Here is a 24,185-nt window from a genome sequence, read left to right as displayed (position 1 = left end):
GGTCGACGCATTCGCCTCGGGCCTATGTTTTTTCATGCGAAATTTGTCCGTGCCGAGGGCGAACTTCTTTGGGAGGCACAGCACAATGGCGCGTAATATTTCGAGACTAATCCAGCCCAAAAGCGTTGCGGTGATCGGCGGTGGGGCGTGGTGCGTCGAGGTTGTGCGACAGCTGGAGAAGCTCGGGTTTGAGGGTGAGATCTGGCCTGTGCATCCCAAGGCGGCCGAGGTCGCAGGGCGGGCAGCTTTTGCGGCTCTCGAGGATTTGCCACATGCGCCGGATGCGGCCTTTGTCGGGATCAACAGGCATGCCACGATCGAGGCGGTGCAGGCTTTGTCAACTATGGGCGCAGGCGGAGCCGTGTGTTTCGCTTCGGGTTTCTCAGAGGCGCTTGCGGAGGATGCTTCGGGAGGTGATTTGCAGGCGCAGCTGGTTGCCGCAGCGGGCGCGATGCCGATTTTGGGCCCCAATTGTTATGGGGTGATCAATGCTGTGGATGGAGCAGTGTTGTGGCCGGATCAACACGGCTGTGTGCGCGTGGACAAAGGCGTCGCGATCCTGACGCAAAGTTCGAACATTGCGATCAACCTGACCAATCAGCAACGCGGTGTACCGATTTCCTATGTGGCGACCTGTGGAAATATGGCGCAGCTCAGTCAGGCCAAAATTGCCAGTGCCTTTTTAGATGACTCAAGGGTCACGGCCATTGGACTGCATATCGAGGGGTTCACCGACCTGCGGGATTGGGAGGATTTTGCGAAGAAGGCCTATGCCAAAGGCGTGCCGGTGGTGGTGTTGAAAGTGGGCGCAAGCGAAGAGGCGCAGGCGGCAACGGTGAGCCACACAGCGTCACTGGCTGGCAGTGATGCAGGGGCTGAGGCTTTGATCTCGCGGTTTGGGTTTGCACGCGTGCGGGATTTGGCGGTGTTTCTTGAGGCTCTGAAGCTGTTGCATATGAACGGCCCGCTTGAGATGCCGACGATTGCGTCGATCAGTTGTTCGGGAGGCGAGGCGAGTTTGATGGCGGACACAGCGCTGGGAACCGGACTGACCTTTCCGGCATTGACCGAAAGCCAGAAACAGACCTTGGGTGAGGTATTGGGGCCAATGGTCGCTCTGGCCAATCCGCTGGACTACCACACCTACATTTGGCGCGATGAAGACGCGATGGCTCAGGCTTGGGGCGCGATGATGGCAGAGCACATCGGCCTGACGTTTTCGGTTGTGGACTATCCGCCCAAGAGCCGGCAGGACTGGGATTGTGCCACCGCTGCGGCGATCAAAGCCAAGGTGGCAACTGGACGGCCAATGGCGGTTGTCGCCAGCCTGCCGGAATTGATGCCTGCCGACACGGCGGCGGAGCTGGCTGCGGGGGGCGTGATCCCGATGTATGGCATGCGTGATGCGCTAGAGGCCGCCGCTGCAACGGTATGGATACACGCGCCTGAGACACAGGCTCTGGCCTTGCCTGGACGTGCTGAAGGCGCCGTGGTTTTGGATGAAGCCACAGCAAAGGCAGCCTTGCGAAAGCACGGGTTAGATGTGCCAAAAACAGTCTCTAACAAGGGCAAATATGGCCTGGCTGAAGCCGCCGTAAGCTTGCCGGCGCCTTTGGTCTTAAAGGGGTGCGGTTTGGCACACAAAACCGAAGCAGGTGCGGTGAAACTTGGGCTGACGCATGCGCAATTGGATGCTGCTGCAGACGGGATGCCAACAGAAGACTTTCTTGTGGAGGAAATGATCGATGGGGGTGTTGCGGAGCTTTTGGTTGGTGTGACCCGTGATCCGGCGCATGGGTTTGTCCTTACGCTGGCTGCTGGCGGAGTTCTGACAGAGGTGTTGTCAGACAGCATCTCGCTCTTGGTTCCCGCAAGTCGTTCATCGATAAAACAGTCTCTAACAAAGCTAAAAACGTCAAAACTTCTGTTTGGGTATCGCGGGTCTGAGCCGGTCAATCTGGACGCAGTTCTGGATGCGGTTGACGCTTTGCAGGCCTATGTGCTTGCCAACCTCGACAGCCTGGAGGAGGCTGAGATCAATCCGTTAATCTGCACGCCCACACGGGCGGTTGCAGCGGATGCTCTGATTAGAAAGGCCTTGTGATGCAGACCATTGGCGCGGTGATTTTTGAGGGTTTCGAGATGCTCGACTATTTCGGGCCGCTTGAAATGTTTGCGATGCATCGGGAGCACTTCAAAATTGTGGCGGTCGGTGAAACCGGCCATGCGGTGGCATCTTCGGGCGGCCCTGCTGTGGTGCCGGATGCGCGGTTTGATGAGGGCGACACTTATGACGTGCTGCTGGTTCCCGGTGGCAAGGGCACACGGGAAGAGGTCGAAAACGCCGCCATGCTGGATTGGTTGCAACAGGCCAGCGCCAAGGCGGAGGTCGTGACCAGCGTCTGCACGGGTTCGGCACTGTTGGCGCGGGCGGGTCTGCTTGAGGGGCGCGCGGCGACCACAAACAAGCTGGCATTTGACTGGGTGCGCGAGATCAGCCGCACCGATACAGTGGATTGGAAACCCAAGGCGCGCTGGGTCAAGGATGGCAAATTTTACACCAGCTCCGGCGTGTCGGCAGGCACAGATATGAGCCTTCAGGTCATTGCGGACCTGTTGGGAGAGGCGGCGGCCGAAAAGGCCGCTTTCTGGGCTGAATATGAAGCAAACAGAGACGCGGACAATGATCCGTTCGCGGTTGAGGAGTGACACGACATGAGCGAAAGCCCAGTGAAAACGCGGCGCAAGGGCGCCATTTTGGAAGTGACATTGGATCGCCCCAAGGCCAATGCGATTGATTTGATTACCAGCCGCGTCATGGGCGAGGTGTTTCGGGACTTTCGCGACGATCCGGAGTTGCGCGTTGCGATCCTGACGGGTGGGGGCGAGAAGTTTTTCTGCCCCGGCTGGGATCTCAAAGCGGCTGCGGATGGCGATGAGGTTGATGGCGACTACGGCGTTGGTGGGTTCGGCGGATTGCAGGAACTGCGCGACATGAACAAGCCTGTGATCGCGGCAGTGAACGGGATCGCTTGTGGCGGTGGCCTCGAGCTGGCCCTGTCGGCGGATATGATCCTTGCGGCGGATCATGCCAGCTTTGCGTTGCCGGAAATCCGTTCCGGAACGGTGGCGGACGCTGCAAGCGTCAAGTTGCCCAAGCGGATTCCCTATCACATCGCGATGGAGTTGTTGCTGACGGGGCGCTGGTTTGATGCCGAGGAGGCGCATCGCTGGGGATTGGTCAATGAGATCGTACCGGCGGACAAGCTGATGGCGCGGGCTTGGGAGCAGGCGGAGTTGCTCGCTTCGGGGCCGCCTCTGGTTTATGCGGCGATCAAGGAGATCGTGCGCGATGCGGAGGATGCCAAGTTTCAGGATGCGATGAACCGGATCACCAAGCGCCAACTGCGGAGCGTGGACGTGCTTTATGACAGCGAGGATCAGTTGGAAGGCGCAAAAGCCTTTTCTGAAAAACGCGATCCGGTTTGGAAGGGCAAGTAACTAGGCTTTGCGAAAACACGCGATCAGAGCGGTATCGTCCTTGTGATCGCCCGTCGCGGCAGTGCCGTAAATTAAAACCTCTTGCAGGCTCAAATCAGTTATTTGGGCCTGAATAGAGTCTATTTTTTTGGCAAAACCGGCGTCCGAAAAATGTTGTGCGTTGATCGACAAGACAATCAGCCCGTCTGGCGCGGTGATGCGCAGGAGTTCGTCAAATGCGTCGGGGCCGACATGTCCGTTGGTGAATGTGCCCGAACTTGTGATGCCGGCATAGGTGCCGTTTTGAACCGGAAGCGTGCGGGTGAGATCGCCGGTGAACAGGTGCCGATACAGCCCTTTGACGCGGGCCCGCTGCAACATCTCTGGCGAGATGTCTGTGCCGTCGATCTCGGCTGAAATCAGGGGGGCCAGCGCTTCGGCCAGAAGGCCGGTTCCAGCCCCTACATCCAGAACGGGCCCAATGCCACCAGCGCCGGCAAATCGGTGGGCTACGTGATGATGTAGGATGTAATCAGAGGACGCCGCAAATTCACGGTCGTAGGTGTCGGCCCACTCCGCATAAAGGCGTTTGCTGTCCTGAGGGGTTTTCAGGGCATAGGCGGCGTCAAGGGAGGGGTCATTTTCTGGGCGCATGACCTGAGGGAACGGCGGGAATGTTGAAAAATCAAGTGCGCGGCCTTGCAGCCAGCGCCGCTGGGCGGCAGGGTGCGATCATGACAAAGACACTGCTTTCACTAGGACATGGCTATACTGCGCGCGCTTTGGCGCGACGGTTGGTGCCGCAAGGATGGACCGTGATCGGGACGCTGCGCGATGAAACGCAATTTGATGAGTTGCGGGCTGCGGGCGTGACTCCGATGCTCTGGCCACTTGATTTTGAGACCGCACTCGAAGGCGTGAGTCATGTTCTAAGTTCGATCCGTCCAGACGCGGATGGCGATCCGGTGTTGCGGATGGGACGTGACGCTTTGGCGTCTGCCAAGGGGTTGGAATGGGTCGGCTACCTGTCCACTACGGGCGTTTACGGCGATATGGATGGTGGTTGGGTCGATGAAGAAACGCCGCTTGATCCGGGTGGGCTGCGCGGCAAGATGCGGGTCAAAGCCGAGGCTGAATGGCAGGCCGTTGAGGGGCTCCCGCTTCATATTTTCCGTCTGGCTGGCATCTATGGCCCAGGCCGTGGTCCCTTTGCCAAATTGCGCAAGGGCACGGCACGGCGGATCATCAAGAAAAATCAGGTATTTTCCCGCGCCCATGTGGCAGACATCGCACAGGTTCTAGAGGCGTCGATGGTCGCACCGGATGCCGGACGGGTCTATAACGTCTGCGACGACAGCCCTGCACCGCCGCAGGACATTCTGAGCTATGCCGCTGAGTTGTTGGGCATGGACCCCCCACCGGAGGTGGCGTTTGAGGAGGCGGACATGAGCCCGATGGCGCGCAGTTTCTATTCCGACAGCAAGCGTGTCCGCAACGACCGCATCAAGAAAGAGCTCGGCGTGGATCTGACGTACCCGAACTACCGCGACGCGTTGAAAGCCATGTTGGACGCAGAGCAGACCTAGGCCTTCTTTCTGGCTCAACATACCCGAAAGTGCGGTGACGCCGCGCGTCTTTAGGCAGACTTTTCGCCGATCTGAGTGATGCCCAGCGTGTCCAGAACCTTGGTTTCGATCTGCTCGGCATTCATGGCCGCCACATCGTACATGGCTTTGGGTGACGCCTGATCGATGAAGGTGTCCGGAAGCACCATAGAGCGGTATTTCAAGCCGCGATCAAAGACAGCATTTTCCGCCAGCAATTGCGCCACATGTGAGCCGAAGCCACCGATCGCCCCTTCTTCGATGGTGATCAGGGCTTCGTGGTTGGCCGCAAGATCGAGGATCAACGCCTCGTCCAGCGGTTTTGCAAAGCGGGCGTCAGCGATGGTGGGTGTGATACCCTTGGCTGCAAGTGTTTCGGCGGCTTTGCGAACCTCTTCGAGGCGGGTGCCAAAGGACAGCAGCGCCACGCGCTTGCCCTCTGCAATCATGCGGCCTTTGCCGATTTCAAGGATCTCGCCTTTTTCCGGCAGTTCCACCCCAACACCCTCGCCACGTGGGTAACGGAAGGCGATCGGGCCGTCGTCATGGGCAGCTGCGGTTGCCACCATGTGCTTTAGTTCGGCCTCGTCCGCGGCGGCCATCACCACCATGCCCGGCAGGTTGGCCATATAGGCAATATCAAAGCTGCCTGCGTGGGTGGCGCCATCGGCCCCCACCAGTCCCGCACGGTCAATCGCAAAGCGCACCGGCAGGCGCTGAATGGCGACGTCATGCACAACCTGATCATACCCGCGCTGCAAAAAGGTGGAATACATCGCGCAGAACGGCTTCATTCCGCCGGCAGCCAGTGCAGCAGCGAAGGTCACACCATGTTGTTCGGCAATCGCCACATCAAAGCAACGGCTGGGGTAGCGTTCCGCAAAAAGGTTCAGGCCCGTGCCGTCGGGCATTGCCGCAGTCACGGCGCAAATGCGCGGATCATCCGCAGCCAGGTCGGTGAGCGCCTTACCAAAAACGGACGTGTATGACGGCGCGTTGGAGGGCGCTTTCTGTTGCTTGCCCGTGATGACGTCGAACTTGGCGGTGGCGTGGCCTTTGTCCGGAGCGCCTTCCGCCGGAGCATAGCCTTTGCCCTTTTTGGTGATGATATGCAGCATCACCGGACCGGTCGCGCGCTGTCGCAGGGTGCGCAGGATCGGCAACAGTTGCTCCATGTCGTGCCCGTCGATCGGTCCGACGTAGCTAAAGCCCAGCTCTTCAAACAGAGTACCGCCGACAGCCATGCCCTTGATCATTTCCTTGGCACGCTTGGCCCCTTCGCGGAAGGGTTCCGGCAGCAGGGACACCGCGCCTTTGGCGGCGGCTTTGAATTCCTGAAACGGCTCACCTGCGTAAAGGCGGGACAGATACTCCGACATCGCGCCGACTGGCGGGGCAATCGACATGTCGTTGTCATTTAGAACCACAAACAGGCGCTTCTTAAGATGGCCCGCGTTGTTCATAGCCTCATAGGCCATGCCCGCGGTGATCGACCCGTCGCCAATCACGGCAATCGCGTCGCCCAGACCGCCTTCGCATTGACCGCCAAGGTCGCGCGCCGTGGCAAACCCCAGCGCGGCCGAGATCGAGGTGGAACTATGTGCGGCGCCGAAGGGGTCATAAACCGACTCGGAGCGTTTGGTGAAACCAGACAGGCCGCCTTCCATGCGCAGGGTGCGGATTCGGTCCCGTCGGCCGGTGAGAATCTTGTGCGGATAGCATTGATGACCCACGTCCCAGATGACCTTGTCACGCGGCGTGTCAAAGATCGCGTGCAGGGCAACCGTCAGTTCCACAACACCAAGCCCAGCGCCAAGGTGGCCGCCGGTTTCGGAAACGGCAGAAATGGTCTCCGCGCGCAACTCATGGGCCAGCTGCGTCAGCTGTGCGTCGGAGAATTGCTTCAGGTCTTCCGGAGAAGTAACCTGATCAAGCAGAGGGGTCTCGGGTCTGGCGGACATCGCACGTGCCTTTCGCTAGCTGTCCCGCGAGATAACGAAACGGGCGGCTTCCCGCAAGGTATCAGCATCGTCACCATAAGGCGAAAGTGCGTCGCAGGCATCCGCCACAAGGTCGCGGGCGCGGGCTTTGGCGCCGTCCAGACCAAGAAGCGAGACAAAAGTGGCCTTGCCGGCGTCGGCGTCCTTGCCCACCGCCTTGCCAACAGTTGCGGCATCCCCTTCGACATCAAGAATGTCGTCAGCAATCTGGAACGCGAGGCCAAGATCGGTGGCGTACCGCAGCAAGGGCGTGGTGTCGGCATGGGCCATGATCGCGCCCGCAGTTGCGGACCACGCAATCAGGGCACCGGTTTTGCCGGCTTGCAGGTGGGTGATTTCATCCAAGGTCAGCGGCAAAGGCGCGGATTCGGCCGCAATATCAAGCGCCTGACCCAACACCATACCCTGTGCGCCGGCGGCGCTCGCAAGGGTTGCCGTCAGATCCGCACGCACAAGGGGATCCGGGTGGCATTCGGGGCGGGAAACGCTTTCAAAGCCCAAAGTTTGCAGCGCATCACCTGCCAGAACCGCCGTGGTTTCATCCCACTTTACATGCACAGTTGGCAGGCCACGGCGCAGATCGTCGTCGTCCATACAGGGAAGATCGTCATGCACCAGCGAATAGGCGTGGATCATCTCGATCGCACCGGCAGGCCAGATGGCGTAGTCTTGTGACACACCATGCAGACGCGCGCTTTCCAGAACCAGAAAGGCGCGCAGACGTTTGCCGCCTGAAGCGGCATAGCGCATGGCGTCGATCACCGGCAGATCCCCCAAAGGGGCCATCACAGAATGCAGATGTGTTTCGATAAGATTGGCGGTTTCTTTGAGGCGGGTTGGGAACACCGAAGGATCCTGTGTGTGACTTGCGGGGGACCTTTTCACGGTGATGCCGTGCAGCGCCCGACCGCCCCCTCGAGCGGGTGCTTCGTTTCGCCCGCAACCGGTCCTTGCACTTGGGTGGTGCGACACGGCGGCGGTTTTGATTTACATGCCTTCGACGGGGGTCAGACCCTTTGGGCTGCCGTCGCCATCAAGCGTGATCGCCGCGACCTTTTCTTCGGCTTCCTTGAGCTTGTCTTCGCAACGCTTCTTGAGCTGTGCGCCCCGTTCATAAAGCGCGATCGACTTCTCAAGCTCGACATCGCCACGTTCCAGCTGGCCGACAACCTGCTCAAGCTCGCGCATCGCGGCTTCAAAGCTCATTTCGTCGATTGGCATGTCACTCATGCGGCAAACTCCATCAAAACCTGAACATGGGCGGCGACCGACGCCGCCAAAGCGTTCAGATCATATCCGCCTTCCAAAGTCGAGACCACCCGCCCAGCGCAAAATTCATCCGCTATTGTGCAGAGTTCTCGGGTGATCCACGCGAAATCCTCCGTGTTCCAGTTCAGCTGTGCCAACGGGTCGTCTGTGTGTGCGTCAAAGCCGGCAGAAAGGATAAGCAATTCGGGTTTAAAGGCGCGCAAAGCCGGAAAAACCTCGGCTTGATAGGTCGCCCGCATCAGTCGCCCGTCAGAATGGGGTGGAAGGGGCCAGTTTTGCACATTGTTGGCAGCACCCGTTTCGCCGGGCATACCGGTGCCGGGCCAGAGGGGATTTTGGTGGGAAGTGATGAAAAGCGTGCGCGGCTCGTCCCACAAAAGCGCCTGTGTGCCGTTGCCGTGATGGACATCAAAATCAACCACGGCAACACGGGACAATCCGTGGCGGTCCAGCGCGTGTTTTGCTGCTATGGCGGCGTTGCCAAAAAGGCAAAACCCCATTGGTGTGCTTTGTTCCGCATGGTGGCCAGGGGGGCGGCACGCGACAAAGGCATTGCCGGCGTCATCTGCGATCACCGCGTCCACGGCGGCAACACAACCGCCAACCGCGTGGCGGGCGGCCATGGTTGAGCCGGAAGACATATGCGTGTCCCCGTCCAATGCAACGGTTCCGGAGGTTGGTTCTGCTTGCGCAATGGCGGTTAAATGGCTTTGCGGATGACACAGCAGAATATCCGCGTCTTCACAGTCCGGCGCATCACGACGATCCAGCGCGGCGAATTGCGGAGCGTTAAGCGCTGCATTAATGTGCTCGATCCGCGCAATTTGCTCCGGATGACCGGGTGGTGTCTGATGTTTGAGCGAACTGTCGTGGGTGAACAGGGCTGTGGTCATGGTCCGCCTCTCAATCTTGCCAAAATACTCTCGCTGTCGGCGACGCCATCACCAACCGATTAGTCCGGCGCCAGCATATAACCCGCGCCGCGCACGGTTTGCAGATAGCGGGGCTGTTTCGGGTCTTCTTCGATCTTGCGGCGCAGGCGGGTGATCTGCACGTCTACTGCGCGTTCCTGTGCCTGACCTTTGTCGCGGCCCAGCTCTTCGACCAGTTTGGTACGTGTCACCGCTTCTCCAGGTGTTTTGGAGAAGATGCGCATGAGCTGGCTTTCGGTGGCGGTAAGGCGCAGAGGTTCGTCGCCCTGCCACATCTCGCCGCGGTCGATGTCATAACGGATAGAGCCAAGGTGCAGGACCTTTGGCACAGACTGATCGCCCTCCGGTTCGGGCATGCGGCGCAGGATCGCGTTGATGCGCAGCAGCAGCTCTTTGGGTTCAAACGGCTTGGCAAGATAATCATCAGCGCCAGCCTCAAGCCCTTTAATGCGGTCTTCGGTTTCGCCTTTCGCGGTCAGCAACATGACAGGCGTGTCGCTGGTTTCGCGGATATGGCGGGTCAGCGACGTGCCATCTTCACCCGGCATCATCACATCAAGCACGATCAGGTCGAAGTCGAGACCGGACAAGATACGCCGCGCATGTGCTGCGTCGCGGGCGGCGGTCACAAGAAAGCCGTTCCGCATGAGGAACTTTCGCAGCAGGCTGCGGATGCGTTCGTCGTCGTCAACGATCAGAAGGTGCGGATCAATGTCAGTCATTTTGTGCCCCTACTGGCCATTTTCACGCAGTGATTTGTATTGCCGGCGCAGCTCGCCGTCCATCATCGACTCAAGCACCTGACGGAATCCTGATACCGCGTCAGGCCCTGCATCGCGGAACGCGGCGCGCATGCGGGCGCGCTGGGCGTCAGACAGCCGGTTTTCCAAAGAGATGCCCTCTTCGGTGAGATAAAGATTGCGCTCGCGTCGATCGGAGGTGCCGACACGGCTTTCGACCAGCCCGTCCTCGATCAGAGTGCGCAACACGCGGTTCAGCGATTGTTTGGTGACGCCGAGGATCGCCAGAAGGTTGGTGACCGTGGTGCCAGGCGCACGATTGATAAAGTGGATCGCGCGGTGGTGGGCGCGGCCATACGCCATTGATTCGAGGATTCGGTCGGGATCAGCAGTAAAGCCGCGATAGGCAAAATACATCGCCTCGATCCCCTGTCGCAGTTGCTCATCTGTCAGATAGAGCAGGCTGTCGCTCCTGATGCCTTCGCCCATGTGGCCTCCGGAATTCACAAAATGCCTCTTGGTGCGTCACAATACGTCAGCTTTGTTGACACTCCAAGGCCAAACTGGTAGCGAATCGCAGGTTTTGCGCAACTTTATGACCGAAGCGGCCTTAAGTAGCGCAATAAATGAAAAGTTTAGACGTCTGAAAGGAGCGACCATGGCTGGTGCATATGACGATCGTGACGGTGTCATCTGGATGGATGGCGAGTTTGTTGATTGGCGCGAGGCCAAGGTGCATGTGCTGTCCCACGCATTGCACTATGCAAGCTCGGTCTTCGAAGGCGAGCGCGCCTATAACGGCAAGATTTTCAAAAGCCGCGAGCACAACGAGCGCCTGTTCAAAAGTGCCGAGGCGTTGGACATGCCGATGCCGATCACACTGGACGAGTTGGAAGCCGCCAAGCAGGAGACTTTGAAAAAGTCGGGTTTGCAGGACGCATATGTGCGTGTTGTCGTGTGGCGCGGCTCGGGCGAAGACATGGGTGTCGCATCGGCTGCGAATCCTGTCAGAGTTGCGATCGCAGTGTGGGAATGGGGTGCCTATTACGGTGACGCTAAGATGCAGGGTGCGAAGCTCGACATCGCTGAATGGAAACGTCCGAGCCCGGAGACCATTCCTGTTCATGCCAAGGCGGCGGGTCTTTATATGATCTGCACGATCTCCAAGCATAAGGCGGAGGCCAAAGGCTGTTCTGACGCTCTGTTCATGGATTATCGCGGCTATGTGGCCGAGGCGACGGGCGCGAACATCTTCTTTGTGAAAGATGGCGAAGTGCATACGCCGTTGCCCGACAGTTTCCTGAATGGCATCACCCGTCAAACGGTGATCGGCATGCTCAAGGATCGCGGTATTACCGTGTATGAGCGCCATATCATGCCCGAAGAAATGACGGAATTTGAGCAGTGCTGGCTGACGGGTACGGCTGCCGAGGTTACTCCTGTGGGTCAGATTGGTGACTACACCTTCGAAGTGGGCGACATCACGCGCGAGATTGCCGAGGCTTATGAGGAACTGGTGCGCGCATAAGTGTCAGGAAAATGAGCGCGCATTTGACGCGCGCTGTATGTAGCGGGGCCCTTTTTGGGCCCCGTTGTGTTTTGGATATTTTGGCTAGAAAGACCGGTCAGCCGAGGTAAGCCTTAAGCGCCTCTGGCGGCGTGTCGAGTAGCGCCTTGGTGTCCGTTGGCGGGTGGGCTGTGCCGTCTGCTACAAGGATGGTTTGGTCCGCAATGCGGCGCGCGTCGGCGGGGTCGTGGCTGACCATCAGAAGTGTGGCGTTCGTTTCGTCCAGCAGCTCTGCCACAAGGTCGAGCATTTCGGCCTTGAGCGCGGGTCCAAGCGCAGCGAAGGGTTCATCCAGCAGGATCAGGGGGCGAGACTGCACGAGAACACGCGCCAAGGCCACGCGGCTTTGCTGGCCGCCGGAGAGTTGTGCGGGTTTGCGGGATTGGTGGTCCGCAAGGCCAACTCGGCTAAGGGCGGCTGAGACTGTTTTGGTTTCGTCACGCGCCAGTCGCAGGTTGGGACGCAGGCCCAGCGCGACGTTTTGCGCGGCGGTCAGATGCGGGAAAAGGTTGTTGTCCTGAAACAGCATGGCAATGGGGCGATTGCCAGGGCCTGTTTCGGTGAGATCAGAGCTTTGCCAGCGAATGCCGCCGCTCTCGGGTGTTAGAAAGCCTGCGATGGCGGCGAGCAGTGTGGACTTGCCGGCACCTGAGGGGCCGATCACGGCGGCGCGGGTGCCGGTGGGGATCTTGAAGTCCGCGGTCAGGCGGAAATCATCTTGGGTCAGAGTTAAGGCATCAAGCGTCAGCACGGGCGCGACCTCCTTTGTCAAAGAGCCAGAAGATGCCGAAGGACAGGCCAAGCAGCAGGACGGCGGCACCTGATGCAAGTTCCATGCGATAGGCGCCCATCAGGCGATACATCTGCAAGGGCAACGTCGCGGTTTGCGGGTCGGCAAACAGGGCAATCACTCCAAGATCACCCATCGACATGGCGGCGGTCAGACCGCAGGCGAAGCCGAGGTTGGGGCGAATGCGGGGGATCAAAACCAGCCGCAGCCATGTGAAGCCGGTGAGGTTGAGCGATGTCGCAAGGCGGTCATAGTTGGCATGTGTGTCGCGCACAGAAGGCGTCAGGATACGCAGGGCGAAAGGCAGGGCCATGATGGCGTTGACGGTGGCGGTCACGGGCAGTGCCAGCGCAAAAGGGTCTGCAATCGGGTTGATCACGATAAAGAGGCCGGTGCCGATGACAAGCGGACTGGCGGCGATGCCAAGCAGACCCACGGTCTCAAGGCGGGCGCTATGGATGCCCGCGGCGATGGCGAGGGGCAGGGCGAGCGCCAGCATAAGAACGGTAGAGATCAGCGCTATCAGGATGGAGGCGAGGGCGGCGGCCCAGACAGAGGTCGGCAGGCTGGTAAGGGCCGGTGCGCCGCGCAGGATCACGAGGGTGATGGGTAGGAGCAGGAACAGTGCGGCAAGGGCGATGGCAGTGGTATCGATGATGCGCAGCAAAGGATGTGCGGCGTCCCAGCGTTGCACGGGACGGTCAAGACCGGCACCAAAGCCGTCGCGGGTCGAGAATTTCAGAGCGGCTATTGCTGCTGTGCCCACAAGGGCAATTTGCACGCAAGAGAGCAGTGCCGCCCGTCCAAGGTCAAAATCAAAACGGAAGGCCTGATAAATCGCGAGTTCAACGGTTGTGGCATGGGGCCCGCCGCCAAGGGTCAGAGCGACAGCAAAACTCGAGAGACAAATGGCAAATATGATGGCCGCCGCACCGGGGAGGGTGCGTGTGAGCATCGGGCGTTCCAGCGTGTGGAATATGTCGCGTGTCGTGAAGCCAAGTTGCGCGGCGAGGCGAAAGCGTTCTGAAGGAATATCTTGCCAGCCTTGTAGGATGAGGCGCGTGGCAAGCGGCAGGTTGAAAAAGACATGCGCCAGCACCACGCCATGCAGGCCATAGATCGACACTTCGGGCAGCCCCATAAAGCGCAGTGTTTCGTTGAGAATGCCGCTGCGCCCAAAAACAGCGAGCAGCCCCATAACGGCAACGATGACCGGCAGAATAAAGGGCGCGCCCAACAGCGAAATCAGCAGGCGGCGACCCGCAAAGCGGCGGCGCGCGAAGGCGCGGGCGACGGGAACAGCCAAGAGAACGGAAAAGGCGGCGGAGAGAACGGCCTGAGAAACAGTAAAGCGAATGGCGGCCCATTCGGCGGGGCCAAGGCCGCGACCCGGTTCAGCGCGCATAGCGACCGCGCTAAGCGTGCCAAGAACAATCGCGGCGACCAATGCCGCCGCGATCCAGCCCGGAAGGGCGCGTTTTATTGCGATAGGGCCGCTTGCCATTCCGCCAGCGCCTCGTCACGGATTGCCGGCACGTCGGCGGGCGCGATCAATCGCGCCTGTTCCGGCGCGATGGGCGCCGCAAAGCCTTCGGGCAGACCGCCCGCCGGTGTGATCGCCGGATACATCCAGTTGGTTGTTGGGATGATCGACTGGAACGCGTCGGTTGTCATAAAGGTCAGGAACTGATCCGCCAGTTCGGGCTGATCGGTGGCGGCAAGTTTACCGGCAACTTCGACCTGCATGTAGTGGCTGCCAAAGGCGGCTGCGGATTTGCTCTGATCCTCTTCGGCCACAATGTGATAGGCGGGCGAAGTGGTGTAGCTGAGCACCATGTCCGCTTCGCCTTCAAGGAAGAGGCCGTAAGCTTCGGACCAGCCTTTGGTCACGGTCACGATGTTGTCGGCGAGAGCCTCCCAGATTTTGGGGGCATCCGTGCCATATTGTTCCTTGACCCAAAGCAGAAGACCCAGGCCCGGAGTGGAACTGCGCGGATCCTGAATGACAATCTTCAGATCAGAGGCGGCAAGCTCGTCAAACGAAGCCGGCGGTGTTGCCAGTTTGGTGTTGTCATAGACAAAGGCGAAATAACCCCAGTCATAGGGCAGGAAATGGGTGTCCGACCAAGTGCCTGCTTCGCCAAACGGGTTGGGCACATCCACGGTCACGGTCTGCCCGTGCTCTTGGAACAGGCCAGATGCAACCGCAGCCGCTGTCAGGTTGTTGTCCAGTCCAAGCACCACGTCCGCATCGGACCGCGCGCCTTCAAGCTTTACGCGCGCCAGAAGCGCGGCACCGTCGCCCGCGCCCACGAGGTTGAGTTCGCAACCACAGGTTTCTTCAAAGGCGGCTTTGACCGCAGGGCCGGGCCCCCAATCCGAAACAAAACTGTCATAGGTGTAGACTGTGAGAACAGGCGTCTCGGCCACGGCAGTCGTAGCAGCAAACAGTCCCGCGGCAATACTCAGATACTTCATGGTATCCTCCAAATTGCGACGGGCGGAGATAGTCAGGACTCATTCCCTCGACCTTCCCTCCGCCGGTCTTAACCGGTTCAGGTTCAACGGGTTCGCATTGTGCATCTCAGCCCGCCTTTGCGGACACCCCGAGGTGGTGACGTACTTATTGATATGCTTTGGGCAACGCAAGGCGGTTCGGACGCCAAATGCCCAGAAGATGAGGCCAGCTGTCTTGCGTGAATATCGCCAGACAGGGTCGCCGAAATGCAACACATTCACGATCGGCCAACCTGTACGTTTTCCAATTTGGGAAAATTCGGTCTAAACCCCCACCTAAATTGGGAAAATACTATGAAAAATTCGATTTTGTTTGGGTCTTTGGTATTGGCGATTTCGGCTTCCGTGGCGCAAGCGGCAGAACTGACATCTGTTGAGGCGCGTATCGCCTATGAACGTAGCGAGGCCGTTGGACTCGATTTCAACAGCTGGAACATTGCAGGTGATGCGACAGTGTCTTTGTCAGAGTCCTTCGATTTGAATTTTGGGATCGCACGCGCAAACCCGTCCAATACCATTGGCGGCGTCAACAATCTGACCCGCCTGAGCTTTGGCGGTCAGCTTGATGTCAGCGAAACCACATTTGTCGGGGCATTTGTTGATTCCACCTATGTGTCGGGTGGTGGCTCGGATTGGGCATTTGTCTACGGCTTGGAGGGTGGCGTTGAGGTCGACAAAATCGCAGCCAGCGCGTTTATCGGCCAAGGCGATTATGATGCTTTGGGCGCGCCGGCCAAGTCATTGGTTTATGGCGTCGATGTGGGTTATTCGGTCAGCGACACGCTGGATTTCGGCGCGTTCTATCTGCGTGAGGATATGGATACCTCGTTTGACATGGCGCAATACGGTCTGAGCGTGGGCAATCAATTCTCCATGGGTGGCAATACGCCGGTCTATTTGTCCGCACATCTTTCCCGCATTGACGGGAGTGGGGCGAATGCGACCCAATTTGGTCTGTCTCTGAGTTTCGCCCTTCAGGGTGACGCATCCCTTGGTCGCAAGACCTTCAGCCGGACCTCGGTGTTCCACAACACGTGGTCCAGTATTGGCGGTCTTTTCTAAGATCCGCACAGCTGACCAAGGAAAGGCCGCTCGATTTCGGGCGGCTTTTTTTCTTGGTGGCTTTCCCACATGCAATATTCCGTTTATTGCTGCGCGGCAGAACGGTTTGAAAGGTCGCGCAATGTCGATGAACAGCTTTGGACATTTGTTTCGGGTCACCACCTGGGGCGAAAGCCACGGGCCCGCTTTGGGCGCGACAGTTGACGGGTGTCCTCCGGGGGTGCCAGTGGATGAGGCGATGTTGCAGCATTGGCTCGACAAGCGCCGCCCAGGCCAGAACAAGAACACCACACAGCGCAATGAGCCGGATGCGGTAAAAATCCTATCCGGTGTGTTTGATGGCAAGACCACCGGCACGTCGATACAGTTGATGATCGAAAACACCGACCAGCGCAGCCGCGACTACGGCGAGATCAGCCAGACCTTCCGCCCAGGGCATGCGGACATCACCTATCATCAGAAATACGGCAACCGCGACTATCGTGGAGGCGGGCGCAGTTCTGCTCGGGAAACCGCAGCGCGGGTGGCTGCGGGCGGTATCGCGCGTGAAGCGATCAAGTCGCTGGTTCCGGACCTTCAAATCAAGGGTTACATGACCAAGATGGGCGATCTGGAGATCGACCGCGCGGTTTTTGACTGGGACGCGATTGACGGCAATGATTTCTGGATCCCGCAAGGTGCGGATGTGGCGCAGAAATGGGAAGATTACCTGCAAGCGCTGCGCAAAGAGCATGACAGTGTTGGTGGCGTGATCGAAGTTGTGGCGCGCGGTGTGCCTGCGGGCATTGGTGCGCCGATTTATGGCAAGTTAGACACTGATCTGGCGGCGGCGATGATGTCGATCAACGCTGTTAAAGGCGTCGAAATCGGCGAAGGCATGGCCGCGGCTGGCCTCAAGGGATCGCAAAACGCTGACGAGATTTTCATGGGGGCGAATGGCCAGCCAGAATATTCGTCAAATCATTCCGGCGGTATTCTCGGCGGCATCTCTACAGGTCAGGACGTGGTGGTGCGTTTTGCGGTGAAACCCACCAGTTCAATCCTGACCCCGCGCAAATCGATCCGCATTGACGGCAGTGCGACCGAGGTCATCACCAAGGGCCGTCACGACCCCTGCGTCGGTATCAGGGCTGTGCCCGTCGGGGAGGCTATGATGGCCTGCGTGATCCTTGACCATTTGCTGTTGCACCGCGGCCAGATCGGTGAAAATCAGGGCAAAATCGGCTGATGGAGGCCCTGCGCGCCGCGCTGCGTGAGGCGGTTGCAGCACGCATGGTCACAGACGCCGCACATGATCTGGCGCATTTGGATCGGGTCTGGGCCAATTGTCTGGACATCGCCAAGCATGAGGCCGCGCCAAACATGCGTGTGTTGCTTGGCGCGACTTACCTTCACGATCTGGTAAACCTCGCCAAAAACGATCCGCAACGGGATCAGGCGTCGCAGTTGGCTGCCAAGGACGCCGCGCCCATTCTCGGGCGGCTGAGATACTCCGATTCAGAGACCGACGCGGCCCGGCACGCCATCCAATCTCACAGCTTTTCCGCAGGAATAGAGCCGAAATCTTCGGAGGCTCGGATTTTGCAGGATGCCGATCGGCTGGATGCCATTGGTGCCATCGGCATTGCGCGCACCTTTGCCGTGGCAGGCGCGCTCAAGCTGGCGCTTTATGACCCTCAAGACCCATTCGCCGAGCGCCGTCCGCTCAATGATCGCCTATGGGCATTGGATCACTGGCCAGTGAAACTGTTTCGCCTGCCACAAACTATGAAGACAAAAACCGGTCGGGACATCGCGCGCGCCCGTGTGGCCGAGATGCGGCGTTTCGCCGAAAGCCTCGCCGTGGAAATTGGAACCGATCTGCCGGATACTTGGCGCTAGGTCGTTCTTTCCTATTGCCCAAAATACCTTGGGGGAGGCGCAGCTTGCTGCGACGGGGGCAAAGCCCCCTTATCCAAACAGTGCGGCAAAGTCCTCTCGCAGCGCTTTCTTCTGAACTTTGCCCATGGTGTTGCGCGGCAGTTCCGGTAGGAAAATGACCTCTTTGGGCTGTTTGAATTTCGCGAGGTTTTCTGCGAGCGGTCCGGTGATTGCGTCTTTGGTCAATGTTGGGTCTACGCGAACAACCACTGCCACCACCGCCTCGCCAAAATCCGCATGTGGCACACCGATCACGGCGCTTTCTTTCACGCCCGCGATGTCATCAATCAAGCTTTCGACCTCTTTGGGGTAAACGTTGAAGCCGCCGGTGATCACCAGATCCTTTGAACGGCCCACAATCGTGATGTAGCCGTCAGCATCCTGTCGGGCCAAATCACCGGTGATGAACCACCCGTCGGGCAACAATTCTTCGGCTGTCTTTTCCGGCATCTGCCAATAGCCCTTAAAAACATTTGGCCCGCGCACTTCCAGCACGCCGATCTCTCCCTGCGCCACCATGACCCCGTCCTGCCTGATGCGCGTTTCCACCTGTGGCAGCGGAAAGCCAACAGTGCCGGCGCGGCGCTCACCGTCATAGGGATTGGAAGTGTTCATATTGGTTTCGCTCATCCCGTAGCGTTCGAGAATCCGGTGTCCGGTGCGGTCTTCCCAAGCTTCATGCGTATCCACCAGCAAAGGCGCAGAACCGGAAACAAAGATGCGCATGTTAGCGGCTAGATCGCGGGACAGGCGTGGGTCATCCAGCAAGCGGGTGTAGAAAGTTGGCACGCCCATCAACGCGGTAGAAGCGGGCATGGCCTCAAGGATGGCGTCAGCGTCGAACTTGGTCAGGAAGACCACGGAGGCCCCTGCAAGAAGCGCGACGTTGGTTGCCACGAAAAGGCCGTGGGTGTGGAAGATCGGCAGGGCGTGGATCAGCACGTCATCGGAGGTGAAGCGCCAGAAGTCGCGCAGGACGGTGGAGTTGGAGGCAAGATTGCCGTGGCTCAGCATCGCGCCCTTGGACCGGCCGGTCGTGCCAGATGTGTAAAGAATTGCCGCCAGATCGTCGGCGCCGCGTGCTACCGGCGCAAACCCCGAATGCGAGGCAGCGGCCTCAAGAAGGCTGCCATGACCATCCGCATCGAGCGTTTTGACCACGGCCTCGCCTGCAATGCCTTTTGTGTCGGTCTCTCGGGCAGGGTCGCAGACCACCACACGCGGAGCGGCGTCCCCGAGGAAATAGGCCACTTCGGGTGTTGTGTAGGCTGTGTTGAGCGGAAGAAACACACCGCCCGCCATCACCGTGCCAAGATAGAGCTGGATCGCCGCGACGGTCTTTTCGACCTGCACGGCCACGCGATCACCGGGTGTGACGCCCATCTCCACCAGCGCAGCGGCTATTTTCTCGGCCCCTGCGAAAAGGTCTCCAAACGACACATCAGCGCCGCAGGGTACTTTGGCAAATACGTCGCCCTCTCGGCCCGCCGACGCGATGCGCAGGGCGTTTAACAGGTGGTTGGTGTCATACATGGTGGCCTCCCCGATCTTTGGCAGACTGTTTCGTTTTGTCTGCAAAAGATCAAGGCCGCCGCCTTGTCATCACGGTCTCTGCGCGGCACAGTCGCAGCCATTCCCAAACGGCAAGGCATAGCATGAATCCGGTTCGCGGCATTGCGCTCAAAGTTACGGCAATTGCGCTGTTTTCAATCATGGCAGCATTGATCAAAGCAACGGCGGACACCGTGCCTGCGGGACAGGCCGTGTTTTTCCGCTCCTTTTTTGCCCTTTGGGTCATCCTGGCATGGCTGGCCATGCGCGGGGACTTGTCCTCGGGCCTTAAGGCCAACAACAAAATGGGTCACGTCTGGCGCGGGGTGATTGGCACAACGTCCATGGCGCTGAACTTTGCGGCTCTTGGCTTGCTGCCTCTGCCGGAAGTGACGGCAATCGGCTATGCCGCACCGCTGCTGACCGTTGTGTTCGCGGCGATGTTTCTTGGCGAAGAAGTGCGGGCGTTTCGCCTGACCGCTGTCGGTATTGGCCTGATAGGGGTGGTTATCGTGCTCTGGCCGCGACTGACGATCTTTGACGAAAGCCCCGAGGCTGCGTTGGCCACCGTTGGTGTGCTGCTGGTGCTTGGATCGGCTGTGTTTCGGGCTCTGGCGCAAATCCACATCCGGCAACTGGTCCAAACCGACGAAACCTCGGCCATTGTGTTCTACTTTTCGCTGACGGCGACGTGCCTGTCTTTGCTGACCCTGCCTTTTGGCTGGGTGGTGCCAACCTTGTCGCAGGCTCTCATGCTGATCGCTGCGGGGCTGATTGGCGGCTTTGCGCAGATCATGTTGACGTCCTGCTACCGGTTTGCGCCGGCGTCTGTCGTGGCGCCCTTTGATTATGCGTCGATGTTGTTTGCGTTGGTGATTGGCTACGTGTGGTTCGACGAAGTTCCCACAGGCGCGATGTTGGCAGGCGCGTCGATTGTGATCGCGGCGGGCATCATGATCATCTGGCGGGAGCGGCAGCTTGGTCTGAAACGCGGCAAGGCGCGGCCCAATGTGACCCCGCAGGGATAAGGGAAAAGAAAGCCGGCCGCCCCGCAAAGGGCGACCGGCCAAAGCAAGCGAAAGACACGCTTACATGTTGTTTTTCTTGTACTCTTCCATGAGCATCTTTGCCTCGTCGATCATCGCCTGACCGTCGATGCCGCGTTTGTCCATGTCGGCGATCCAAGTGTCATAGATCGGGTTCACAACCGTGGCCCATTCTGCTGCGTCAGCTTCGGAGACCGTAAAGATGTTGTTGCCGCGATCAGCAGCGGCCTTTCGGGCCGGAGCATCATACTCTTGCATAGTTTTGCCCGCAAAGACGGAGAAATCCAGACCGGATTTGGCGTCCATTGCGGCCTGAAGATCGGCAGGCAGGCTGTCCCATTTGGCTTTGTTCATCGCCAGCACAAAAGTCAGCGTGTAAAGCGCGTTGCCTTCGAATTCGGTGTGGTTGCCCACCAGTTCCGGAACCTTCAGCGCGGCGGTTACTTCCCACGGGATGGTGGTGCCGTCGATCACGCCTTTGGACAGCGCCTCGGGGATCGCCGGAACCGGCATGCCCACAGGGTTTGCACCGGTTGTCTTGAGCAATTCGTTCACCAGACGCGAGCCGCCGCGGATTTTCATACCCGCAAGATCGCCCGGTTTTGCGACCGGCTTGTTGGTGTGGAACATGCCGGGACCATGAACCCAGGTGCCAAGGATTTTCAGATCCTTGAACTCGCTGTCCTTCATGTGTTTGTCAAACATCTTCCAATAGGCATAGGAGCCCGCGCCCGCGTCCTCGACCATAAAGGGCAGTTCAAAGACTTCGGTCGACGGGAAGCGGCCTGGCGTATAGCCGACCACAGTCCACACCAGATCAACAACGCCGTCTTTGGCCTGATCCATCAGGCTCGGCGGTGTGCCACCCAGCGCCATCGCGCCGAAACGGTCGATCTTGATACGGCCCTCGGACGCCTCTTCGACGCTGTCGGCCCAAGGGTCCAGAATGTGCTTTGGCACGTTGGCCTGCGGCGGCAGGAATTGGTGCAGGCGCAGCGTGACATCCTGTGCCACCGACGCACCGGCCGTCATGGCCAGCGCCGCTGCACCACCAAGAATGTTGAGAATTGTTCTGCGAGTTGTCATGTGATCCTCCCTTTACACAGACAGATGAGAGCCATGCCTCGGCATTTCCGCGCCCTCAAATGGATATTCTAAAATTGCGTTGTCACCGGCTGTTGCCGGTATGAAACCCCGAATTGCCGTTGTCTGGCAACCGTTTGTCTTGGCCCTGAGGCAAGTTGCCCTTGCGGGTCAGGAATCCGGCAAAGGACAGAATGTCATTTTGGCGATGTTTGAGCCGGACAATTTGCACCCGTTTGCCCCTCCTCATTGGCAAGGTTGCGATTTCATGTTTCCCTCCCTTGTCAAACCAGCAAAATGTAACAATCAAGGTCAAAACGCCAAACGCGCGGAGGGGCGCGGGCGCAAGACCAAGGGATGGGGACCACCAACAGGGCATGAACGAGATTGTCGAAGGGCTGCTTAAGGCGGGCCAACTTATCGTCTCTCTTGACGCTGATCTCATCGAGATTTCGCTGCGCTCCCTGCGGGTGACGCTGACGGCTGTGCTGATTTCCTCGCTGATCGGCTTGCCGCTTGGCTGCTGGCTCGCGGTGCGCCGCTTCCGGTTCCGACGCTTTGTCATTGCCACATTGAATGCGTTGATGGGGCTTCCGCCGGTGGTGGTGGGTCTGATCGTCTATATCCTGCTCAGCCGGTCCGGCCCGTTTGGGGTCTTTGGATTGCTGTTCACCCCCGCGGCCATGATCATCGCACAGGTGATCATCCTCACCCCGCTCATTGCTTCAATTTCGCATCAGGCGATCAGGGATCTTTGGGCCGAGTATCACGATCTGCTGATTTCGTTGAACACGTCACGGTTTCAGCGCATCGGGACGCTCTTGTGGGACGGGCGGCGTGCGTTGCTCACGGCGTCGCTTGCCGGTTTCGGGCGCGGAATTGGCGAAGTGGGCGCGATTATGATTGTTGGCGGCAACATCGACCATGCGACACGGGTTCTAACCACCGCCATTTCCCTTGAAACCGGCAAAGGCAACTTTGCCCTCGCCTTGGCGCTCGGCTTTGTTCTGATCGGGCTGGCCGTTCTGGTGAACCTGATCATCCACAGCCTGTCACGTACTGAAAGGAGCGGAAGATGGTGATGAAACCGATTCTCCCCCTGACGGTTTCCGAGGCCGTTGTCAGGCGGCGTGGCAAGGTGCTGGTTGGTCCGATTTCGGCAACGTTAGAGACTGATGGGCTGACCATTGTGATGGGGCCGAATGGCGCGGGCAAAACCACGCTGTTGCGTCTGCTTCACGGGATGGAACGTATGTCCAAGGGCACGCTGAAATGGCAGGTGCCCGAGTCTGAGGCACGCTCGGCTCAGGCTTTTGTGTTTCAGACCCCGATCCTGATGCGGCGCTCTGCCTTGGACAATGTGGCCTATCCGCTGCGGGTGCATGGTGTGTCGAAATCAGACGCCCGCGCACAGGCCGCCCACTGGCTGGCGCGGGTTGGCCTCAGCGACAGCGAGCACAAGCCCGCCCATGTTCTGTCCGGCGGCGAGCGACAGAAAATGGCCTTGGCGCGGGCGTTGATCCGCGACCCGCAGATTGTGTTTCTGGATGAACCCTGTGCCAACCTCGACGGGCGCGCGACACGGGAATTCGAAGATCTCCTGCATGCCACGCGCGCCGAGGGTACGCGCATTGTTATGGCGACTCATGACATCGGTCAGGCACGACGCTTGGCAGAAGATGTCTGGTTTGTTCATCACGGACGCATCCACGAGGCGTCCCCCGCCACAACATTCTTTAACACCCCACAAACTCCGGAAGCGCGCGCATTTATTGAAGGAGACATTGTCGAATGACATTGAAAGCAGTTCTGACCGCAGCCGCATTGGTTGCCAGCACCGGCATGGCCGCGGCTGAGACTATGAAAATGGCGGTCACGACCTCGTTTCACAACTCGGGGCTGGCCGATGTCCTGCTGCCCGAGATCAAGGCCGACCTCGGTCTTGAGGTCCAGTTGTTGGTTGTTGGCACCGGTCAGGCGATCCGTCTGGGCGAAGCGGGGGATGTGGATGCCATTCTCGTGCATTCCAAAAAGGCAGAAGACGCGTTTGTCGCGGGCGGCTATGGCACCCATCGCACCGAAATCATGTACAACGACTTTGTGCTGATTGGCCCGTCTAGTGACCCCGCTGCGATCAAGGGCGCGGATACCGCTGCTAGTGCTTTGTCGAAAATTGCGGCCGCCCAAGCGGTTTTTGTCAGCCGTGGCGACGACAGCGGCACCCACAAGAAAGAGCTCTCCCTTTGGACAGCATCAGGCATAGAAAACCGTGCATCCGACTGGTATCGCGAAGTTGGCGCAGGCATGGGTGCGGCGCTCAACACGGCCTCCGGCATGAACGCCTATATCATGTCTGACCGGGCGAGCTGGCTGAAGTTTGGCAACAAAGGGGATCTGGCGCTGCTGTTCGCCGGTGATCCCGTTCTTTTCAATCAATACGCCTATCTGCCGGTGAATGCCGGCAAACATGGTCACGTTCATGCAGACCTTGCAGCCAAGTTGGAAGCCTGGCTTGTGAGCGACCGCGCTCAGGCGTTGATTGACGGGTACAAACTGAACGGCGAGCAGTTGTTTATTTTCAACGCCAAATAGGCGTTTTCCGCAGGAATAGAGACTGTTTTGGT

24 protein-coding genes and 1 riboswitch are annotated in these 24,185 nt (G+C 59.1%); of the genes, 12 read left to right on the top strand and 12 right to left on the bottom strand.

Translation table 11 applies throughout. The features are described from left to right. Nucleotides 1-85: 85 nt before the first annotated feature. The 3 genes from BM069_RS11485 to BM069_RS11475 are packed head-to-tail and all read left to right on the top strand — an operon-like array spanning nt 86 to nt 3,501. Nucleotides 86-2,104, top strand: a complete 2,019-nt coding sequence (locus BM069_RS11485; protein ID WP_093323835.1) for an acetate--CoA ligase family protein — start codon at nt 86-88, stop codon at nt 2,102-2,104. Further along, complete coding sequence (locus tag BM069_RS11480) at nt 2,104-2,709, top strand: DJ-1/PfpI family protein (RefSeq protein ID WP_093323834.1); 606 nt, start codon at nt 2,104-2,106, stop codon at nt 2,707-2,709. The genes BM069_RS11485 and BM069_RS11480 overlap by 1 nt, the downstream gene beginning before the upstream one ends. Before the next feature lie 6 nt (nt 2,710-2,715). Beyond that, nucleotides 2,716-3,501 carry a carnitinyl-CoA dehydratase gene (locus BM069_RS11475; RefSeq protein WP_093323833.1) on the top strand — a complete coding sequence of 262 codons (786 nt, stop codon included), beginning with the start codon at nt 2,716-2,718 and terminating at the stop codon, nt 3,499-3,501. Here BM069_RS11475 and BM069_RS11470 read toward each other — a convergent pair whose 3' ends face one another. Then, nucleotides 3,502-4,134 (bottom strand): class I SAM-dependent DNA methyltransferase, encoded by a 633-nt coding sequence (locus BM069_RS11470; protein ID WP_093323832.1) that lies wholly within the window; start codon nt 4,132-4,134, stop codon nt 3,502-3,504. An 80-nt stretch (nt 4,135-4,214) separates the two neighbouring features. Here BM069_RS11470 and BM069_RS11465 point away from each other — a divergent pair, with 80 nt between their 5' ends. Beyond that, nucleotides 4,215-5,066: an SDR family oxidoreductase gene (locus BM069_RS11465; RefSeq protein ID WP_093324135.1), complete on the top strand. Its 852-nt coding sequence runs from the start codon at nt 4,215-4,217 to the stop codon at nt 5,064-5,066. A 50-nt stretch (nt 5,067-5,116) separates the two neighbouring features. Here the strand turns inward: BM069_RS11465 and dxs are convergent, their stop codons facing one another. The 6 genes from dxs to BM069_RS11435 all read right to left on the bottom strand — a co-directional run bounded on the left by dxs (nt 5,117) and on the right by BM069_RS11435 (nt 10,514). Beyond that, complete coding sequence (gene dxs / locus BM069_RS11460; protein WP_093323831.1) at nt 5,117-7,045, bottom strand: 1-deoxy-D-xylulose-5-phosphate synthase; 1,929 nt, start codon at nt 7,043-7,045, stop codon at nt 5,117-5,119. A 15-nt stretch (nt 7,046-7,060) separates the two neighbouring features. After that, entirely contained in the window at nt 7,061-7,930 is an 870-nt protein-coding gene (locus BM069_RS11455) for a polyprenyl synthetase family protein (protein ID WP_342028854.1), read from the bottom strand. Nucleotides 7,931-8,071: 141 nt separating this feature from the next. Then, nucleotides 8,072-8,314 (bottom strand): exodeoxyribonuclease VII small subunit, encoded by a 243-nt coding sequence (locus tag BM069_RS11450; RefSeq protein WP_093323830.1) that lies wholly within the window; start codon nt 8,312-8,314, stop codon nt 8,072-8,074. After that, the gene (locus tag BM069_RS11445; protein WP_093323829.1) at nt 8,311-9,246 is read right to left on the bottom strand and encodes a histone deacetylase family protein; all 936 of its coding nucleotides are present in this window, start codon (nt 9,244-9,246) and stop codon (nt 8,311-8,313) included. The genes BM069_RS11450 and BM069_RS11445 overlap by 4 nt, the downstream gene beginning before the upstream one ends. 59 nt (nt 9,247-9,305) lie before the next feature. Further along, nucleotides 9,306-10,007: a response regulator gene (locus BM069_RS11440; RefSeq protein ID WP_093323828.1), complete on the bottom strand. Its 702-nt coding sequence runs from the start codon at nt 10,005-10,007 to the stop codon at nt 9,306-9,308. A 9-nt stretch (nt 10,008-10,016) separates the two neighbouring features. Next, a complete protein-coding gene (locus tag BM069_RS11435; RefSeq protein WP_093323827.1) occupies nt 10,017-10,514 on the bottom strand; it encodes a MarR family winged helix-turn-helix transcriptional regulator in 498 nt (165 codons plus the stop codon). Between the two features lie 169 nt (nt 10,515-10,683). On the opposite strand from BM069_RS11435, the gene BM069_RS11430 reads away from it, so the two are divergent. Further along, nucleotides 10,684-11,553: a branched-chain amino acid aminotransferase gene (locus BM069_RS11430; protein WP_093323826.1), complete on the top strand. Its 870-nt coding sequence runs from the start codon at nt 10,684-10,686 to the stop codon at nt 11,551-11,553. Nucleotides 11,554-11,650: 97 nt separating this feature from the next. On the opposite strand, the gene BM069_RS11425 is transcribed toward BM069_RS11430, so the two are convergent. From BM069_RS11425 to thiB, 3 genes are read right to left on the bottom strand one after another with little or no spacing between them, the layout of a single operon-like run. After that, nucleotides 11,651-12,343, bottom strand: a complete 693-nt coding sequence (locus tag BM069_RS11425; RefSeq protein ID WP_093323825.1) for a thiamine ABC transporter ATP-binding protein — start codon at nt 12,341-12,343, stop codon at nt 11,651-11,653. Further along, on the bottom strand, nt 12,330-13,886 hold the full coding sequence (locus BM069_RS11420) for a thiamine/thiamine pyrophosphate ABC transporter permease ThiP (protein WP_093323823.1): 1,557 nt from the start codon (nt 13,884-13,886) through the stop codon (nt 12,330-12,332). Before BM069_RS11420 ends, BM069_RS11425 begins: the two co-directional genes overlap by 14 nt. Further along, entirely contained in the window at nt 13,862-14,860 is a 999-nt protein-coding gene (gene thiB, locus BM069_RS11415) for a thiamine ABC transporter substrate binding subunit (protein ID WP_093323822.1), read from the bottom strand. The genes BM069_RS11420 and thiB overlap by 25 nt, the downstream gene beginning before the upstream one ends. Nucleotides 14,861-14,897: 37 nt before the next feature. Then, a riboswitch (TPP riboswitch) is annotated at nt 14,898-15,001 on the bottom strand. Between the two features lie 192 nt (nt 15,002-15,193). Here thiB and BM069_RS11410 point away from each other — a divergent pair. From BM069_RS11410 to BM069_RS11400, 3 genes are all read left to right on the top strand, one after another. Further along, nucleotides 15,194-15,961 carry a hypothetical protein gene (locus tag BM069_RS11410; RefSeq protein WP_093323820.1) on the top strand — a complete coding sequence of 256 codons (768 nt, stop codon included), beginning with the start codon at nt 15,194-15,196 and terminating at the stop codon, nt 15,959-15,961. 121 nt (nt 15,962-16,082) lie between these two features. After that, nucleotides 16,083-17,189: a chorismate synthase gene (gene aroC / locus BM069_RS11405; RefSeq protein WP_093323819.1), complete on the top strand. Its 1,107-nt coding sequence runs from the start codon at nt 16,083-16,085 to the stop codon at nt 17,187-17,189. Further along, complete coding sequence (locus BM069_RS11400) at nt 17,189-17,842, top strand: HD domain-containing protein (RefSeq protein WP_093323817.1); 654 nt, start codon at nt 17,189-17,191, stop codon at nt 17,840-17,842. The genes aroC and BM069_RS11400 overlap by 1 nt, the downstream gene beginning before the upstream one ends. 69 nt (nt 17,843-17,911) lie before the next feature. Here BM069_RS11400 and BM069_RS11395 read toward each other — a convergent pair whose 3' ends face one another. Beyond that, nucleotides 17,912-19,414 (bottom strand): malonate--CoA ligase, encoded by a 1,503-nt coding sequence (locus BM069_RS11395; protein WP_093323815.1) that lies wholly within the window; start codon nt 19,412-19,414, stop codon nt 17,912-17,914. Between the two features lie 122 nt (nt 19,415-19,536). Here BM069_RS11395 and BM069_RS11390 point away from each other — a divergent pair, with 122 nt between their 5' ends. Next, nucleotides 19,537-20,460 carry a DMT family transporter gene (locus tag BM069_RS11390; RefSeq protein WP_093323814.1) on the top strand — a complete coding sequence of 308 codons (924 nt, stop codon included), beginning with the start codon at nt 19,537-19,539 and terminating at the stop codon, nt 20,458-20,460. Nucleotides 20,461-20,520: 60 nt separating this feature from the next. Here the strand turns inward: BM069_RS11390 and BM069_RS11385 are convergent, their stop codons facing one another. Further along, on the bottom strand, nt 20,521-21,564 hold the full coding sequence (locus tag BM069_RS11385) for a TRAP transporter substrate-binding protein (RefSeq protein ID WP_093323812.1): 1,044 nt from the start codon (nt 21,562-21,564) through the stop codon (nt 20,521-20,523). Nucleotides 21,565-21,938: 374 nt separating this feature from the next. On the opposite strand from BM069_RS11385, the gene BM069_RS11375 reads away from it, so the two are divergent. The 3 genes from BM069_RS11375 to BM069_RS11365 are packed head-to-tail and all read left to right on the top strand — an operon-like array spanning nt 21,939 to nt 24,153. Further along, nucleotides 21,939-22,643, top strand: coding sequence for an ABC transporter permease (locus BM069_RS11375; protein WP_093323809.1), 705 nt, complete (start codon nt 21,939-21,941; stop codon nt 22,641-22,643). Then, nucleotides 22,643-23,356, top strand: coding sequence for an ATP-binding cassette domain-containing protein (locus BM069_RS11370; protein ID WP_093324132.1), 714 nt, complete (start codon nt 22,643-22,645; stop codon nt 23,354-23,356). Before BM069_RS11375 ends, BM069_RS11370 begins: the two co-directional genes overlap by 1 nt. After that, nucleotides 23,353-24,153: an ABC transporter substrate-binding protein gene (locus BM069_RS11365; RefSeq protein ID WP_093323808.1), complete on the top strand. Its 801-nt coding sequence runs from the start codon at nt 23,353-23,355 to the stop codon at nt 24,151-24,153. The genes BM069_RS11370 and BM069_RS11365 overlap by 4 nt, the downstream gene beginning before the upstream one ends. Nucleotides 24,154-24,185 lie beyond the last annotated feature (32 nt).

Origin of the sequence: Shimia haliotis, assembly GCF_900114415.1 — a bacterium.
Taxonomy (GTDB): Bacteria; Pseudomonadota; Alphaproteobacteria; order Rhodobacterales; family Rhodobacteraceae; genus Shimia; species Shimia haliotis.
This window is presented reverse-complemented; position numbering and strand designations above follow the sequence as displayed.

Excerpts from the sequence above, each read along its gene's own strand:
- BM069_RS11485 (WP_093323835.1), top strand. The coding sequence starts at position 86 with ATGGCGCGTAATATTTCGAGACTAATCCAGCCCAAAAGCGTTGCGGTG.
- BM069_RS11480 (WP_093323834.1), top strand. The coding sequence starts at position 2,104 with ATGCAGACCATTGGCGCGGTGATTTTTGAGGGTTTCGAGATGCTCGAC.
- BM069_RS11475 (WP_093323833.1), top strand. The coding sequence starts at position 2,716 with ATGAGCGAAAGCCCAGTGAAAACGCGGCGCAAGGGCGCCATTTTGGAA.
- BM069_RS11470 (WP_093323832.1), bottom strand. The coding sequence starts at position 4,134 with ATGCGCCCAGAAAATGACCCCTCCCTTGACGCCGCCTATGCCCTGAAA.
- BM069_RS11465 (WP_093324135.1), top strand. The coding sequence starts at position 4,215 with ATGACAAAGACACTGCTTTCACTAGGACATGGCTATACTGCGCGCGCT.
- dxs (WP_093323831.1), bottom strand. The coding sequence starts at position 7,045 with ATGTCCGCCAGACCCGAGACCCCTCTGCTTGATCAGGTTACTTCTCCG.
- BM069_RS11450 (WP_093323830.1), bottom strand. The coding sequence starts at position 8,314 with ATGAGTGACATGCCAATCGACGAAATGAGCTTTGAAGCCGCGATGCGC.
- BM069_RS11445 (WP_093323829.1), bottom strand. The coding sequence starts at position 9,246 with ATGACCACAGCCCTGTTCACCCACGACAGTTCGCTCAAACATCAGACA.
- BM069_RS11440 (WP_093323828.1), bottom strand. The coding sequence starts at position 10,007 with ATGACTGACATTGATCCGCACCTTCTGATCGTTGACGACGACGAACGC.
- BM069_RS11435 (WP_093323827.1), bottom strand. The coding sequence starts at position 10,514 with ATGGGCGAAGGCATCAGGAGCGACAGCCTGCTCTATCTGACAGATGAG.
- BM069_RS11430 (WP_093323826.1), top strand. The coding sequence starts at position 10,684 with ATGGCTGGTGCATATGACGATCGTGACGGTGTCATCTGGATGGATGGC.
- BM069_RS11420 (WP_093323823.1), bottom strand. The coding sequence starts at position 13,886 with ATGGCAAGCGGCCCTATCGCAATAAAACGCGCCCTTCCGGGCTGGATC.
- thiB (WP_093323822.1), bottom strand. The coding sequence starts at position 14,860 with ATGAAGTATCTGAGTATTGCCGCGGGACTGTTTGCTGCTACGACTGCC.
- BM069_RS11410 (WP_093323820.1), top strand. The coding sequence starts at position 15,194 with ATGAAAAATTCGATTTTGTTTGGGTCTTTGGTATTGGCGATTTCGGCT.
- aroC (WP_093323819.1), top strand. The coding sequence starts at position 16,083 with ATGTCGATGAACAGCTTTGGACATTTGTTTCGGGTCACCACCTGGGGC.
- BM069_RS11400 (WP_093323817.1), top strand. The coding sequence starts at position 17,189 with ATGGAGGCCCTGCGCGCCGCGCTGCGTGAGGCGGTTGCAGCACGCATG.
- BM069_RS11395 (WP_093323815.1), bottom strand. The coding sequence starts at position 19,414 with ATGTATGACACCAACCACCTGTTAAACGCCCTGCGCATCGCGTCGGCG.
- BM069_RS11390 (WP_093323814.1), top strand. The coding sequence starts at position 19,537 with ATGAATCCGGTTCGCGGCATTGCGCTCAAAGTTACGGCAATTGCGCTG.
- BM069_RS11385 (WP_093323812.1), bottom strand. The coding sequence starts at position 21,564 with ATGACAACTCGCAGAACAATTCTCAACATTCTTGGTGGTGCAGCGGCG.
- BM069_RS11375 (WP_093323809.1), top strand. The coding sequence starts at position 21,939 with ATGAACGAGATTGTCGAAGGGCTGCTTAAGGCGGGCCAACTTATCGTC.
- BM069_RS11370 (WP_093324132.1), top strand. The coding sequence starts at position 22,643 with ATGAAACCGATTCTCCCCCTGACGGTTTCCGAGGCCGTTGTCAGGCGG.
- BM069_RS11365 (WP_093323808.1), top strand. The coding sequence starts at position 23,353 with ATGACATTGAAAGCAGTTCTGACCGCAGCCGCATTGGTTGCCAGCACC.